This window comes from Nocardia rhamnosiphila NBRC 108938 (assembly GCF_000720425.1).
In the GTDB taxonomy this organism is placed as follows: Bacteria; Actinomycetota; Actinomycetes; order Mycobacteriales; family Mycobacteriaceae; genus Nocardia; species Nocardia rhamnosiphila.
In genome coordinates this window covers 1-13,625 of the sequence record NZ_JOAJ01000019.1, presented here as the reverse complement: position 1 = coordinate 13,625, position 13,625 = coordinate 1, and the positions used below count along the sequence as shown (strand labels likewise).

General features: G+C 66.5%; 15 protein-coding genes and 1 pseudogene. 8 read left to right on the top strand and 8 right to left on the bottom strand.

Translation table 11 applies throughout. The features are described 5' to 3' along the window. The 3 genes from IG75_RS0135245 to IG75_RS0135230 all read left to right on the top strand — a co-directional run. The coding region (locus tag IG75_RS0135245) for a DUF1330 domain-containing protein (protein WP_030525683.1) at nucleotides 1-182 on the top strand (182 nt) is incomplete at its 5' end. A 534-nt stretch (nucleotides 183-716) separates the two neighbouring features. Beyond that, on the top strand, nucleotides 717-1,124 hold the full coding sequence (locus IG75_RS0135235) for a YciI family protein (protein WP_030525684.1): 408 nt from the start codon (nucleotides 717-719) through the stop codon (nucleotides 1,122-1,124). Next, nucleotides 1,121-2,296: an RNA polymerase sigma factor gene (locus IG75_RS0135230; RefSeq protein ID WP_030525685.1), complete on the top strand. Its 1,176-nt coding sequence runs from the start codon at nucleotides 1,121-1,123 to the stop codon at nucleotides 2,294-2,296. Before IG75_RS0135235 ends, IG75_RS0135230 begins: the two co-directional genes overlap by 4 nt. A 250-nt stretch (nucleotides 2,297-2,546) precedes the next feature. On the opposite strand, the gene IG75_RS39990 is transcribed toward IG75_RS0135230, so the two are convergent. After that, on the bottom strand, nucleotides 2,547-2,786 hold the full coding sequence (locus tag IG75_RS39990) for a hypothetical protein (protein ID WP_030525686.1): 240 nt from the start codon (nucleotides 2,784-2,786) through the stop codon (nucleotides 2,547-2,549). Between the two features lie 337 nt (nucleotides 2,787-3,123). Here IG75_RS39990 and IG75_RS36880 point away from each other — a divergent pair, with 337 nt between their 5' ends. Both IG75_RS36880 and IG75_RS0135210 read left to right on the top strand, forming a co-directional pair. Next, the gene (locus IG75_RS36880) at nucleotides 3,124-3,357 is read left to right on the top strand and encodes an alpha/beta hydrolase family protein (protein WP_036544256.1); all 234 of its coding nucleotides are present in this window, start codon (nucleotides 3,124-3,126) and stop codon (nucleotides 3,355-3,357) included. 496 nt (nucleotides 3,358-3,853) lie between these two features. Next, the gene (locus IG75_RS0135210) at nucleotides 3,854-4,225 is read left to right on the top strand and encodes an anti-sigma factor antagonist (protein WP_051715605.1); all 372 of its coding nucleotides are present in this window, start codon (nucleotides 3,854-3,856) and stop codon (nucleotides 4,223-4,225) included. 161 nt (nucleotides 4,226-4,386) lie between these two features. On the opposite strand, the gene IG75_RS36875 is transcribed toward IG75_RS0135210, so the two are convergent. From IG75_RS36875 to IG75_RS0135195, 3 genes are all read right to left on the bottom strand, one after another. Continuing rightward, complete coding sequence (locus tag IG75_RS36875; RefSeq protein WP_425594507.1) at nucleotides 4,387-5,022, bottom strand: recombinase family protein; 636 nt, start codon at nucleotides 5,020-5,022, stop codon at nucleotides 4,387-4,389. A 149-nt stretch (nucleotides 5,023-5,171) separates the two neighbouring features. Beyond that, entirely contained in the window at nucleotides 5,172-6,335 is a 1,164-nt protein-coding gene (locus tag IG75_RS0135200) for an IS30 family transposase (protein WP_210436879.1), read from the bottom strand. Nucleotides 6,336-6,490: 155 nt separating this feature from the next. Next, entirely contained in the window at nucleotides 6,491-7,885 is a 1,395-nt protein-coding gene (locus IG75_RS0135195) for a DUF1254 domain-containing protein (RefSeq protein ID WP_051715604.1), read from the bottom strand. A 159-nt stretch (nucleotides 7,886-8,044) separates the two neighbouring features. Between IG75_RS0135195 and IG75_RS0135190 the strand changes: the two genes are divergently transcribed. Next, complete coding sequence (locus IG75_RS0135190) at nucleotides 8,045-9,073, top strand: ABC transporter substrate-binding protein (RefSeq protein WP_030525692.1); 1,029 nt, start codon at nucleotides 8,045-8,047, stop codon at nucleotides 9,071-9,073. Between the two features lie 43 nt (nucleotides 9,074-9,116). Here IG75_RS0135190 and IG75_RS0135185 read toward each other — a convergent pair whose 3' ends face one another. Together IG75_RS0135185 and IG75_RS0135180 are read right to left on the bottom strand one after the other, a co-directional pair. Further along, nucleotides 9,117-9,482, bottom strand: a complete 366-nt coding sequence (locus IG75_RS0135185; RefSeq protein WP_030525693.1) for a DUF202 domain-containing protein — start codon at nucleotides 9,480-9,482, stop codon at nucleotides 9,117-9,119. Between the two features lie 38 nt (nucleotides 9,483-9,520). Then, nucleotides 9,521-9,898 (bottom strand): YidH family protein, encoded by a 378-nt coding sequence (locus tag IG75_RS0135180; RefSeq protein WP_245713474.1) that lies wholly within the window; start codon nucleotides 9,896-9,898, stop codon nucleotides 9,521-9,523. Between the two features lie 102 nt (nucleotides 9,899-10,000). On the opposite strand from IG75_RS0135180, the gene IG75_RS0135175 reads away from it, so the two are divergent. Together IG75_RS0135175 and IG75_RS0135170 are read left to right on the top strand one after the other, a co-directional pair. Then, the gene (locus IG75_RS0135175; protein ID WP_051715602.1) at nucleotides 10,001-11,314 is read left to right on the top strand and encodes a DUF1214 domain-containing protein; all 1,314 of its coding nucleotides are present in this window, start codon (nucleotides 10,001-10,003) and stop codon (nucleotides 11,312-11,314) included. Between the two features lie 475 nt (nucleotides 11,315-11,789). Next, nucleotides 11,790-12,911: an alpha/beta hydrolase gene (locus IG75_RS0135170; RefSeq protein WP_030525696.1), complete on the top strand. Its 1,122-nt coding sequence runs from the start codon at nucleotides 11,790-11,792 to the stop codon at nucleotides 12,909-12,911. A 36-nt stretch (nucleotides 12,912-12,947) separates the two neighbouring features. Here the strand turns inward: IG75_RS0135170 and IG75_RS0135165 are convergent, their stop codons facing one another. After that, nucleotides 12,948-13,508 (bottom strand): TetR/AcrR family transcriptional regulator, encoded by a 561-nt coding sequence (locus IG75_RS0135165; RefSeq protein WP_030525697.1) that lies wholly within the window; start codon nucleotides 13,506-13,508, stop codon nucleotides 12,948-12,950. 13 nt (nucleotides 13,509-13,521) lie between these two features. Beyond that, nucleotides 13,522-13,625: pseudogene (locus IG75_RS39475) on the bottom strand (IS481 family transposase); the annotation flags it as partial.

Genomic DNA, 13,625 nt, shown 5'->3' with positions numbered 1-13,625 from the left:
CCAGCGTCGGCAGCCGGGTCGACGCACACGAAGCCGGAATCGCCGAGCGCGTCGTCCTGATCGAGTTCGACAGCTTCGAACAGGCCGTCGCCGCACGCGCGAGCGCGGCCTACCAGGAAGCGCTGGCCGAACTCCCCGACGGCTTCGAGCGCGACTTCCGCATCGTCGAAGGCATCGACTGACCGAGGTCCCACGGACCTTCACTGAAATCGACCACAATCTTGGCTTTTCAGCAGTTACTAGGGGTTCGGGTAGTAGTGGCGCGGAAGACAACGACAATGTCTTGACCAGAGGTTTGTCTTGTAGCGGTTCAGACTGCGGATGGGGCCAGTTGGTTCTTGGCTTGGCCGCCGATGAGGTCGGTCGGTGTTGGGAATCGCTGCATACAACGACTACTTCAGTACTGGCGTGCTGTCTCCCGGATTGCGGGGGACGGCGCCAGGGCCGGCAGCCGTTTGTCACCGGCGTGGTTGCCGAACATCGAATTCCGGTGAATCATGCCGAGATGACCACGCCAGAGGCGCTCACGGTGATCATGCCGCTGCTGCTGGCCCGGCTCGATGAAAAGTCACGCGGTGACCGTTGAACTCCAGGACAGACCGGGGCTGGAGGAAAAATCCGGAAAAGTTCGACGGCGAATGTCGAGAACGTCGTGACGGCGCCGTCCCAGGGGTGAGCGACCGACCAGGGTCGGAGAGTTCTGAAGGGAGAACGTCATGGCCAAGTACCTGTTTCTGAAGCATTACCGAGGTGCCCCAGCGTCGGTCAACGATGTGCCGATGGACCGGTGGACACCTGCCGAGATCGAGGCGCATATGCAGTACATGAGCGATTTCGCGGCCCGGCTGGAGGCCAGCGGCGAGTTCGTCGACAGCCGGGCCCTGGCGCCGGAGGGCGCTTGGGTCCGCTCCGACGGCGAGGGCAAGCCGCCCGTGACCGGCGGCCCGTTCGCGGAGACCAAGGACCTGATCGCGGGTTGGATGATCATCGACGTCGACTCCTACGAGCGCGCCGTCGAGCTGGCCGGCGAGCTGTCGGCGGCGCCTGGTGCGGGTGGTGAGCCGATCCATGAGTGGCTCGAAGTCCGGCCTTTCCTGACCGCTCCGCCGACCGTCACCGAATGACGGCCGCCGACGCGGTGGACGCGGGCCGACTACGGGACCTGATCCCAGGTGTCCTGGCGGCCCTCGTCCACCGCGGGGCCGACTTCGCGACCGCCGAAGATGCCGTCCAGGAAGCGCTGGTCCGGGCTGTGCAGACGTGGCCGGAGAAGTGTCCCGAGGACTCCAAGGGCTGGCTGATCACGACCGCGTGGCATTGCTTCCTCGACCTCGCCCGGTCCGAGAGCGCGCGTCGCCGCCGCGAGCTCCGGGTCACCGAGTCGACCACCGAACCCGGGCCGGTCGCCGGGACGGACGAAACGCTGCAGCTCTACTTTCTGTGCGCGCACCCGAGTCTCACCTCCGCATCGGCCGTGGCCCTGACGCTGCGGGCCGTCGGCGGCCTCACCACCCGTCAGATCGCGCAGGCCTATCTCGTACCCGAAGCGACAATGGCGCAGCGGATAAGCCGGGCCAAACGCACCGTGAGCGAGGTCCGCCTGGATCGTCCGGGAGACCTGAGCACCGTGCTCCGAGTGCTGTATCTGGTGTTCAACGAGGGTTACAGCGGCGATATCGACCTCGCTGCGGAGGCGATCCGGCTGGCCCGGCAGCTGGCCGCCACCACCGGAGACCCAGAGGTCGCGGGACTGCTCGCCCTGTTCCTGCTCCACCACGCGAGACGCCCGGCCCGCACCCGTGCCGACGGCAGCCTCGTACCGCTCGCCGATCAGGACCGCGACCTATGGCAGCGCGACCTGATCGCCGAGGGGGTGGCGGTACTCCAGGCCGCGCTCGCCCGCGACCGGCTGGGGGAATACCAGGCACAGGCCGCGATCGCGGCCTTGCACGCCGACGCGCAGACAGCCGGCGAAACCGATTGGGTGCAGATCGTCGAGTGGTACGACGAACTCGTCCGTCTCACCGATAGTCCGGTTGTGCGGCTCAACCGCGCCGTCGCCGTCGGTGCGGCGGACGGACCCCAGGCGGGGCTCGCCGCGCTCATCGAACTCGATCCGGCCCTTCCCCGGTACACCGCTTCGGCCGCCTACCTCCACGAGCGGGCCGGCGATATCGCCACGGCGGCACAGCTCTACGCGCAGGCCGCCGCGCAGGCACAGAACCTCGCTGAACGCAATCACCTCACGCTCCGGGCGGCGACTCTGCGCCAACGACTTCCACGCGAGGGCGGCTGAGCGCTCGACCGGAAGAATGATGCATGGTGACGGTCGCCCAAACCATCCCCACCTGGGCACACCCGCATCAATCACGCCGACATGAAATCACCAGCTCAACAACCAGGATTCACCCCGTCCGCTTAGCGTGACTTTCCTTCCGGATGAGCCTCAACTCCCGGTACCCCCTCCATGTCGGTGGCCGGTTGGCACTCACCTACACGCCCTTACCAGCACCGGCCCCACCCGTCGTGGTGCCGCAGCCTGACCCTCACCGGGCGTTGACAGGCCCGACGACGCTGAGGCGGTCGAGGATCTCGGTGGCTGTCAAGCGACGCTGCGCGGTGCGAGTGATCTCGGCGGCGCGGCCGGCCGGGCAGGTGATGATGCTCGGGCCGGACACGGTGGCGCAGACCGTGCAGTCATCGACGGCGCCGGTGAGGTGGGCTTGGACGTTGCGGGCATCGAATGCGGCGACCAAGCCGAACATGCTGAACGGATTGATGGACATGACGATGGTATTTCTGGTCGGTAGGTCGGACCTCGGGGTCAATGGTGGCGACACCGGGGTGTGTGCTAACTGCACGGCAACCAGCTTCGTCGAGCAGGTACCGGTCCCGCATCGGTCGTTCACCCTCGGCATATACCTATTTCCGAGGTCGGGAAACACCGGCGCGATAGCACCCAACCGGCCTTTCGAACCAGCCCGAACCTGCTGATGGGAGCCCCGGCCCGCCCGGCCGGAACCGGCTCCGGAGTAGTGCGGTGGCGTGCTGGCAGACAGCGCCGTCAGCGGGTTGATTCGGAACTGGAGATACCCGCGCACCACGATCAGGAACGGAGCGAACATGGCCACCGCGCAGACGATCGAACCCGTCAGCATCAAGGCGTTGAACTGGGGCATCGCCGCAGATCTGCACCTTCCCGACGGCTTCGACCCGTCCTCGACCTACCCGGTCGTCATCACCGTGCATCCGATCGGTTCGTGCAAGGAGCAGACCTCGGGCAGCGTCTACGGCGCCGCGCTCGCCGAGCAGGGCCCGGCGACGCCAGGGTCCCGGTCTGTGCCGAGAACTCGGTAGCGGCAAGCGGTACTCATACCGTGACGTGCGACCCTGGAACGCGAGAACCGGCCGGATAGCAGCCGGGAATGGAATGGAATCGAGGGTGACGGCCGGGCTGTAGGCCGGGGGCAGTCGTTTGTTTCCGGTCGACGGTAGGCCGGAGGGAGCTGACTGCTTAACCCCCTCCGGTCCCCGCGAACTAGCCGTTGATGAATCGGATAAACGCTCGGTGGCCGCCGCCGCGGGCGGTGCCCTGGAGAGCAAGAAGCCCGCGCCGCGGCGCGGGCTTGCGTCGCTGTATCTGCTGCTGATGGCTGTTTTCTTCGCAGGCGTCGCCGGGAACGTCTTGGCCATCATGGGGTTGGTAGTGAGGCCTTGGTCGACCGGGTCAGCGAGTCCGCGGTGGATCTCTGCTCGGGGCGTAATCGGTGAAGGCGGCTATGTCTGCGGCGGGAGCTTTGACCCCGTGCGGTGAGGCTGTTCGGCCTGGTCGCTGAGGGATAAGATTTGACAGGTGACTGAAGGCGATGATGCGTCGACGGTTTCCCGGCTGGAGATCGGGCATCGGATGGCCGGCGAGGTCGCGGTCGTGGCGGTGAGCGGGAAGGTCGATCACACGACCGCCCACCAGTTGGTGCAGGCGGTGCGTACGGGGGTGGACCACACCCGCGGCGGGTTCTGCGTCCTGGACCTGACCACTGTGCAATTCCTGGGCGGCCACGGCCTGAGCGCCTTACTCAAAGCCGCCAGGGCTGCTGAGAACCGCCGGCAGCCGCTGCGCATCGCCGTCGACCACAACCGGCCCGTGATTCGCCCGCTCGAGATCACCGGGCTGGAGGAGTTCCTTGCGCTCTACCACAGCGTCGAGGAGGCGCTCCAGGCCTGAACAGGCGGTATCTCCAGCCACCGGCCGGTCCCTCTGCTTCGTTCGGCTTTGCCCAGGTCGCGCGATCGGCGGCTCTGGGCAGTGGCAATACTGGGGTGGTGATCGCGACCGCACCACGAAATAAAGACTTCGACCAGGACAAACGCCCGTGATGACCCGGCTCACGGCCTCGCGGTGAGTTCCGGCAGGTACTTGTACAGCGTGGTCCGCGAGACCCCCAGCAGCCGCGCGATCGAAGACACCGACTCATCCGGCCGGGTGAGCAGCGCGCGGGCCTGGCGGATCTGCTCCTCGCTCATGGCCGGTGGCCGGCCGAGGCGCTGCCCGCGGGCCCGGGCCGCGGCGAGGCCTTCGTGGGTGCCCTCGACGATGAGCTCGCGGATAAACTCGGCCAGCGCGGCGAAGACATGGAACACCAGGCGTCCGCCGGGGGTGGTGGTGTCGAGGGATTCGTGCAGTGACCGGAACCCGATACCGCGGCGGCGCAGGTCGGCCACGATCGAGATCAGGTCCTGCAGGCTGCGGCCGAGCCGATCCAGGGAGGCCACCACGAGGGTGTCGCCGGCGCGCATGTAGTCCAGGCACCTCGCCAGCTGCTCGCGCTCAACATCCTTCCCGGACTTCTTATCGGAGAACACCTTTTTGCACCCGGCAGCCTTCAGCGCGCGGGTCTGGCGGTCAAGGTTCTGGTCGCGTGTCGAGACGCGGGCGTACCCGATCAGCGCACCTGGCCCGCCGATCGGATCCAGGGCATCGCCATCGAGAGAAAGCGGTTCGAGCGCAGCGGTGTCGGTCACCCCGAAATCGTACATAAAAGGGCGCTGGACTATTGTTGAACGATCGGACTTTACGACACGTTTATTGAACAGTCACCGATTTTGATCGACCTGGGCGTTCCCGTGCCGGAGCCCGTTTCGGCCCAACTGTTCAAGAAACTATGGCGATCTCAAAGGGTCAGTGCATCACCGCTGTTCAGGTGTTCAGCGTAAACCTCGGCCGGGCTGCGGTATCCGTGGATCCGGCGGGGCCGGTGGTTGAGTTCGAAGGCGATGGCATCGAGGTCGGCCTGGTCGAATCGGCGCAGGTCAGCGCTCTTTGGTAGGTATTGGCGCAGCAGTCGGTTGGTGTTCTCGTTCGTGCCGCGCTGCCAGGGACTGCGAGGCTTGCAGAGATAGATCGGCGTCTGCGTCGCCGCAGTGATCGCTCGGTGGCCGGCGATCTCGCGGCCGCGGTCCCAGGTCAGGGTCCGGCGCATCGGTGCGGGCAGTCCGAGCAGGAAGCGTGTCAAATGTGGTGTGACCTGCTCGGCTTTGATGCCGTCGGGCAGGGCCACCAAGGCAGTGAACCGGCTGGTCCGCTCCACCAGCGTGGCGATCGCCGACGGCCGTGAGCCCATCACCAGATCACCTTCCCAGTGACCGGCGACCTGCCGGGTTTCGACCTCGGCCGGACGCTCACTGATCGGTACGAGTGCGCGGATCACGCCTCGTCCGTCGGGTTTGCGGGCCCGTTTCGGGTGTCGCATCGGACGCCCGGTGCGCAACCGTTGCGTCAGGGTGCGGTCGATTGCCTTACGCCGCGGGTCGAACAGTGCCAGGTAGATCGCTTCGTGCGAGATCCGCATCGCCGGGTCGTCAGGGAAGTGTCGCCGCAGCCACCCGGCGATCTGCTCGGGTGACCACAGAGATTTCAGCTTGTCCTCCACCAGCACCCGCAAGGGTGGGCAGGCCGCGAGCTTGGCCGGTTTCGGACGCCGCGCCCGCTGGCAGGCCAGTTGGTCAGCGGCCGCGGCCCGGTAAGTGTTCTGGCCGCCGTTGCGGGCGATCTCACGCGAGATCGTCGACGGCGAGCGACCCAGCGACACCGCGATCATTCGCGCTGAGCAGCCCATAGCCAGGCCCCGCGAGATCTCCTCACGCTCGGTGAGTGTCAGATGCCGGCTCTGCCGAGCGCGGGGTCGCTTTCGGACTCCTCCGGTCTGGGCCAGGAACCGGCGCACATGCTGGAGCGGAATCCCGAGTGACCGCGACATCGAACTGAGCGACTCACCTGCCCGCCACCGTCTCCACAACTCGTCCTGACCAGCAGGCGACAACCCGTAGTCCCGCACCGAACCCTCCACGCCGACATGATCATCTACGCGGTGATGCAGTGACCGATTGAGCCCAAGATCGATTTTTGAACAGTGGTTGGGGGGTTGCATCGAGTGCCACGCCGGGTGCCGGCCGCGGCGCAGCTGCGGCTGTTGCTGAGCGGTCGGGTTCCTCAGCGGTGTTCATCGCCTGCCGTTGCTGCGGTGGTTCGAAGTACCGGTGGTGGCCTCCATCCACCGGTTGTGGCTGCTGCGGTGGGCTGGTACATCCGCAGGACCAGGAAGAAGGGGCGTGGGGGGCACGGCAGCCAGGTGCCGGCGTCGGTAGGCGGTTCGGTGCTGATTGTGATCGCTGCCGGGCCGTCGGGCGGGGTAGGGCGTTCGGGTCCGGTTCCGCTCCCGACCGAGTATCGGGCTTTCGGTGCGTCGTAGAGGCGGCCGGTGTCGGCCTCGTAGAGGGTGATGCTCCAGAACGCCTCGGCGGGAGGCGGGTCGGTGACGTCGATGCGGTACGAGCGGTCGCCGGCTCCGGTGAGGGGGTCCCCGTTGGCGTCGGCATAAGTGTTGTAAGAGCAGTTTTCCTCGACGACGTTCGCTGCGAGCCCGACGAAGTTCATGACGGCACGGGCCAGGAAGTTGTCGCCGTGAGCGCCTTTGTCGAGGACTTGTGTCCAGCCGGTGCCGATCGGTTCGCCGAGCAGCGGCCGCGACTGCGCCAGTAGCTGCATCGCGTCGTGGAAACCCGCTCGCACACCGTGATCGCTCGTTCCGCCCAGGTTCCCGGGGGTTCGATCGTCGGCGCAGAGGCCGAGGAACCGGAATTGCCTGACGTGTGCGGCATCGCGGGCGGGGACGCCGTTGATTCGCAGTGACGTGTCGAGAGCGCTGAGGAAGGCTTTCGGCGAGGTCTCCACGTGGGTTTGGCTCAACACGGGCCATGTTCGGTGGCGGTCGCCGTCGTGCTGGATGCGGGCCGCGTTCTGGAGCTTGTGGACATTCGTCAGGTCGTCGGCGCCAAAAGCTTGGATCCGCATCAGGATCCACATGAGCGGGGTGGCCACGCGGAAGAGGGTGAGGCCGGGTGGGACCGGTCCGGTCCAGTCGGTGGTGGCTATGAGGAAGCGGTGTCGGCCCGGGTGGGTGCGCGCGCTGATATTGCTCGCATTGCTGTAGGCGTCAAGAAAATTGAGGGTGTAGTAGCGGGGGCCGAAGTCGGGGAGGTCGAGCAGCGCGGGCCCTTGTGTGAGGTCGAGCCAGGCGTTGGAGTACAGAGTGTCGACGTTGGGTACGCGGAAGGCCTGGTAGGACGGTCCGGCGAGTTGTCGGCTGTGGCGGAACTCGTTCAACGTCCAGAGGTTGTCGTCACCGGTGGGCGCGCATTGGGCGCACATGCTCGCGTACTGGTAGGCGCTCGGTAACCCGTAGATGACCGCCTGCAGCGACAGCGCCCGGGCCAGCGGCTCCCGGGCACCGGGGTCCGCAGGGGCGATATCGGGCCGGGACGACGCGGTCAGTTGATCCGCCGAATCGGGATCGTAGGTCCTCGGCGCGGCCGTTGCGGCGGACAATGGGTGTGTTTGATCCCGACCGGTATGCATCGGCTCGGCGCTCCTCGCTGTCGATCGTCGACTGTGCCCCGCGCCACCCTGGCTCAGGGAAGTGATTGACACCACTTTGCCACACCTGCTGAACTGATGTCAGTTCGAGTACAGGAAGTGGGATTGTCGATGGCGAGATTCAGACGGCGGCTGGCGCTGGTGATCGGTGCTGCGCTCGTGGCAGCAGGATGCGGTGGCGGCGGCACTACCTCCTCGGTCCAGGGCAACTGGGACGACGTAGTGGCCGCGGCGCGGGAGGAAGGATCGGTACTGCTGTATTCGAGCCAGAACCCGGCGATCCTGGAAAGCCTGAAGAAGGCGTGGAATGAGAAATACCCCGATATCACGCTGGAATTCGTCCGTGGCACCGACGCCGACCTGAACCCGCGCATCGAGACCGAGAACCGGACCGGGCGCGGCACCGCGGACGTGCACATCGTGACCGACGCCTCGTGGATCGCGAACGCCGCCGAGTCGGGCAGCTACTCCCAGGTGCTGCGTGGACCCAACCGCGAACGGCCGGAATATCAGCCCGATCGCAGTATCAAGAACGACAGGTTCTTCCTGAATGTCGCCGCCACCTTCAGCATGGGATGGAACACCCAAGCCGTGCCCGGCGGGTTCGACGATCCCCGCGACATGCTGGATCCGAAGTACACCGGCAAGATCGGCGTGGTGAACCCGGCCGGGATCGCCTCGTTCGTCGATCTCTACGACTACTTCCGGGAGAACTTCGGCGACGACTACGCCGACCGGCTCGCCGCACTGCACCCACGGATCTATCCCAGCGCCTTGGGGGTGGCACAGGCGCTGACCTCCGGGGAGGTCGTGGCATCACCCACAGTGCAACCGTTGATCCAGGAGAAGGCCAAGGGCGCGCCGGTGGACTGGGTACTACCCCGGCCCACGTGGGGCGTGCCATTCTATGGCCACGTCACCGCCACCGCCCCTCATCCGAACGCCGCCCAGGTTCTCGCCGACTTCATGGTCGGCCCGGAAGGGCAAGCCGCGCAGGCGATCGGCGTGGCCACCGCACTACCCGGGATCTCCGGCGCCACCGCCGACGCACACGACGTGCGGACACCTGATCCCGCGAAGCTGACCCCGGAATACGTGGACCGATCCTCGACCGAATGGCAGCAGCTGTTCCAGGGCTGACGGACGCGCCGCGCCCAGGCGGCTGTCGGCCACCCGGCCACGGTCACCTGGGCTCGCCGACCAGCCGCCCCTCGACCGTGCCGCTCGATACCACCAGCAAGCAAAGGGTTCCGAACAGTGCCACCAGCAGTGCCAGCAAGAGCCCACGCCGACCGGTCGACGAGGGCGAATACACGACTCCGTTCTCGTCCTGGGCCAACGAGCGGCCGAGAGCCGCAGAGCGCGGCACACCGCTCAACATGATCACCAACGTCGGCGCGGTGGAAGCGAGGAACAGGACGGCGACGACCCCCTGGCCCAGTTCGGCCACCACACGGGCGGCCGCCAATTCGAAGATCATCAGCGAGCATCCGGTGCGCCGCCACGCCAGCGCGGTGCGTTCCACCTGCAGCCCTCCGTCGGCCAGCACGACCGCTGCCTGCGGTCGGCACGGACGGCCACCGCCCATCACAGCAACACCGCGGCCAGCACCAGGCCACTGGCGACAGCGAGAACCAGCGCCAACGGCCCGGTCAAGCTCGGTGCCGGCAACGGTGAGTCCTCCCGCAAGCTCCGCTCCACCCGGGCCCAGCTCACCCATGCGGCAACCGGCAGCACGATCGAGCACACGATCAGCAGGGTCGAAGCCACCACGCTGGGGGTGGAATGGTCTCCGATCCCGAAAACCTGCAGGGCCACCCCAGCAGCCATCAACGCCACCGAGGTGCGTATCCACGCCAGATATGTTCGCTCGTTCGCCAGGCTGAACCGGGCATCCGGCTCGCAGCCGCGCCCGTAGACCTGCATGGGAAATCGGCGCCGGGCCCTGTCTTTCGTATCGGCCACCACTGGCGCTCTCCTTTCGCCGACCGGGTTCCACCAAGGCTTGCCCCCTCGGCGGATCGAAAGAAGTTTAATTGAAGTCAGTTCACTAGAGATGGGTGGCATATGACCGGCCGGACACAGCACCTCGATCCCGACGACATCACGCGTCGAGCTGCGGACCTGCACATCTGGGGTTTCCCCTACGTCTTCGCCCAGCGCTTGCGGTGGCGTTTCACACTGCCCCTGACCCCGGACGCCCCACGGCCGGAAACCTCGGCCGGCGCGGCACTGAACCGCCTCGGTCATCAACGGCGCCTCTCGGACCCGACCCTCACAAGCGGAGTCGCCCCCAATGTGGACACCCTCTACTCACTGGCTTTTCTGGACCTTGCCGGCAGTACCTTTCGGCTCCACCTCCCCGACTTCGCTGACCGGTACTACAGCCTCCAGATCGGCGAGGCCGACTCCTCCACCGCGGCGGTTCTCGGGCAGCGCACACACGGTGCGCAAACTCCGGAGATCATCATCCACCACAGGAACCTCGCCGTAACCGCAGCGGAGAGCGCCACGACGATCGCGTGCCGATCACGATTCGTCATGGTGGCGATCCGAATACTCGTCGACCCCAGCCGCGCCCACGATCTCCGAACAGTCCATGAGCTGCAGGACCGCATCGAACTCGAGGGCCCCGGGACACCGCCGGCCGCCCCACCACGTCTGCTCGTGGAACGCCAGCGGCACGCCGAAACCCACGACACCGCCGCATTCCTGGAATCGCTGAGTGCGGTACTCGCCGACACCGATACGACCGAGGTACCCCGATGGGTCACCGATGCACTCGCCGACACCAAAACCGCTCTCGACGATCCGGTACTGCGACGATCGACCGACCTGGGCCTTGCCGAAGGACTCCGGGCAATCCAACAACACGTCGCCGAACTCGGCCGCACGGTGAACGGTTGGTCGATCAATGATCGCGGCACCGACTTCGGCGACGACCACCTGCTGCGCGCCGCGGTCGCCTACTCCCAGATCTACATCAACCCCGCCGAAGAGGCGATCTACCCGGTATGCGAGCGCGACCACAACGGCCGGCCGCTCACCGGAACCCACCGCTACACCATCCGGTTCGCACCCGGGAACCACCCGCCGGCCGACTACTTCTGGTCCCTGACCGTCTACCACGCCAGAGGCCTGCTCTACGACAACGAGATCAACCGATACGCGATCACCGATCGCACCCCCGGGCTACACCTGGCAGGCGACGGCTCCCTGATAATCCAGCTCCAAAATCGGCGCCCGACCGACCCGAAGGCCAACTGGCTACCGTGCCCCCCGCATGACTTCCGGCTCATGCTGCGCCTCTACGGGCCCAACAACCCGACGTGGAACCCCCCACCCGCGCAACAACACCCCTCACCGGACGGGCACCACTGAAATCGCACCCTACCAACGACATCGGCGCCAGCGTCCCGGCGGCCAACACACCGCCAAGACCACGGCTCACCGCCGCGACCAACTCTCCCCACCCGCCTGAGCACATAGCGCCCCCGAACGTCGGACGTCCACAAAAGGGCGGTTGCTGAACACAGCGACAAGCTCAAACATCGCCGACCAGCGATGAAGTGGACATACCTGTCCAAGAATGCATCAATTGATGAACAGTGGTCGGACGCGTGGAGTCAACCGTGTCGAGGGCGCTGACACCCCGGCCTTGGCGCGCCGGCCGGGCTGCCCTTCGGTAGCCGCCACCGCATCATCGACACCGCTGGCGTCACTTGGATTACCGCTAACGCAGACCCGTGGCCCCGCCGCCTTCTTGACTGGCGTCCAAGAAGCCTTTAGCGTAACCGCGACCTGCTTCTTGGACGACGTCCAAGAAGAGCGGTGGTGAAGCGGGAGGACGCGAGTCATGGAAATCAGTGGGCCTGCCGATCGACGCGAGACGGTAGCGGTGCGGCGGCGTGAGGTCTCGTTTCGCTCTGGCCAGGACGAGTGCGCAGCATGGTTGTACACCGCACCCGAGCTGAACGGCCCGCGCCCGATGGTGATCATGGGGCACGGGCTCGGGGCGGTGCGGGAGATGCGCCTGGATGCCTACGCGCAACGGTTCGCCGATGCGGGGTGGTCGGTGCTGGTGTTCGACTACCGTCACCTCGGGGCCAGCGGCGGAGCGCCGCGCCAGCTCCTCGATATCGGCCGCCAACGCGCCGATTGGCATGCCGCCCTGGCCTTCGTGCGCACACTTCCGGAGGTCGATGACGACCGGATCGCTCTGTGGGGGAGCTCGTTCGGCGGCGGACATGTCCTTCAGGTCGCCTCCGAAGACACCCGGATCGCGGCGGTCGTGGCCCAGTGTCCCTTCACCGACGGGCCGGCGTCGTTGCGCTCGCGTCTACGGACCGGCCCGCTGAGCGCGGTAGCGCTGACAGTGGCCGGCATCCTCGACACGGTAGGTTCCTGGTTCGGCGCGAAGCCGATCCTGTTACCGATGGCGGGGACGTCCTGGATGCCCGCGTTCGTCGCCTCACCCGACGCCCTCGCCGGCGCTTCGGCACTCCTGCCTGCGGGGACCCGGCTCTCACGGCGCACCAGCGCGTTGCTGGAACGGCTGCCGTCGCTGCGGGGTCAGGTGTCGAAGAACATCGAGCTGACCGAGACCGACGGCGGGGAAGAACCCATGACCGGTGCCGGTCGCGACAGCATATGGGGTGTACTGCGCGGCCCGGACGGTGAATTCGATGCCGCCAACGCGCTGGCCGCACGGCTGGTGCTGCGCCTTCCGCTCGATCGGCCCGGTCGCGCGCTGGCTCGCTTGCGCACTCCGACGCTGCTGTGTGTCTGCGACAACGACGCGGCCGCGCCCGCGAAGACCACAAGGCGTTACGCGCAGGGCCTGGCACACGTGCACGTCCAGAACTACCCGTGCGACCACTTCGACATCTACGTGGGCGACCACTTCGAACGCGCCGTGCGTGACCAACTCTACTTCCTGGCAACACAATTCGACTACACCGCACGCACCACGCAGTAGGGCGCCCCGAGCTCGGCCGTGCGGGAGACCAGGCACTCAGCCGGCGGCTGCGGCAAGACTGCGAGCGCTGTTCAGCAACGTCTCGATCACCGCGCGCCGCTGAGCCTGATCCCTCGGATGCGTCAGCAAGCCCTCGACAACGAAAACGCCGATCGTGACCAGCGAATCGACTTCATCAGCGGGCACACCGAGCTCGATCAGCTCTGCCCGGAACAATCCCTCGGCCAGTGCGTGGAACTGCTCATGCCATTCCTGAATGGACGCAGACTCCTCGGCGCGCGTGTGCACCGTGCTCACCAATCGCCCCAGCTGCTCCAATTCCCCGACCAGCCACAACAGCCGATCAGCCAACCCCGAGCCCAGCACTTCGCGGTAGGAGGCCATCGAGTCGGCCAGGACCGCATCCAGGACCGCGATCAACACTGCGTCCTTGTCCTGGAAGTACCAGTACAGCGTGTTCGACACCACTCCGGCGTCGCGGGCGATCCGCGTCATCGACGCCGCGTCGTATCCCTCCTCGACGAACAACCGCCGGGCAGCCACCACGATCTCCGCATGCTTCTCTTCCCGATCCTGCGGACGTCTGTTGCGAGGCATCTCCAGTCCTGACCTAGTTGTACTGCCCAGGCAGGTTGGTCAACCGGCTGATGGGGGCCTTCCTGCCGATGGCGGTGTGTTGCCGGTGGTGATTGTAGGTGTGGAGCCAGGCCGGTA

What these genes read in the sequence shown, in the direction of transcription:
- IG75_RS0135235 (WP_030525684.1), top strand. Translation starts at nt 717, where the DNA reads ATGGCCAAGTACCTGTTTCTGAAGCATTACCGAGGTGCCCCAGCGTCG.
- IG75_RS0135230 (WP_030525685.1), top strand. Translation starts at nt 1,121, where the DNA reads ATGACGGCCGCCGACGCGGTGGACGCGGGCCGACTACGGGACCTGATC.
- IG75_RS39990 (WP_030525686.1), bottom strand. Translation starts at nt 2,786, where the DNA reads ATGTCCATCAATCCGTTCAGCATGTTCGGCTTGGTCGCCGCATTCGAT.
- IG75_RS36880 (WP_036544256.1), top strand. Translation starts at nt 3,124, where the DNA reads ATGGCCACCGCGCAGACGATCGAACCCGTCAGCATCAAGGCGTTGAAC.
- IG75_RS0135190 (WP_030525692.1), top strand. Translation starts at nt 8,045, where the DNA reads ATGGCGAGATTCAGACGGCGGCTGGCGCTGGTGATCGGTGCTGCGCTC.
- IG75_RS0135175 (WP_051715602.1), top strand. Translation starts at nt 10,001, where the DNA reads ATGACCGGCCGGACACAGCACCTCGATCCCGACGACATCACGCGTCGA.
- IG75_RS0135170 (WP_030525696.1), top strand. Translation starts at nt 11,790, where the DNA reads ATGGAAATCAGTGGGCCTGCCGATCGACGCGAGACGGTAGCGGTGCGG.
- IG75_RS0135165 (WP_030525697.1), bottom strand. Translation starts at nt 13,508, where the DNA reads ATGCCTCGCAACAGACGTCCGCAGGATCGGGAAGAGAAGCATGCGGAG.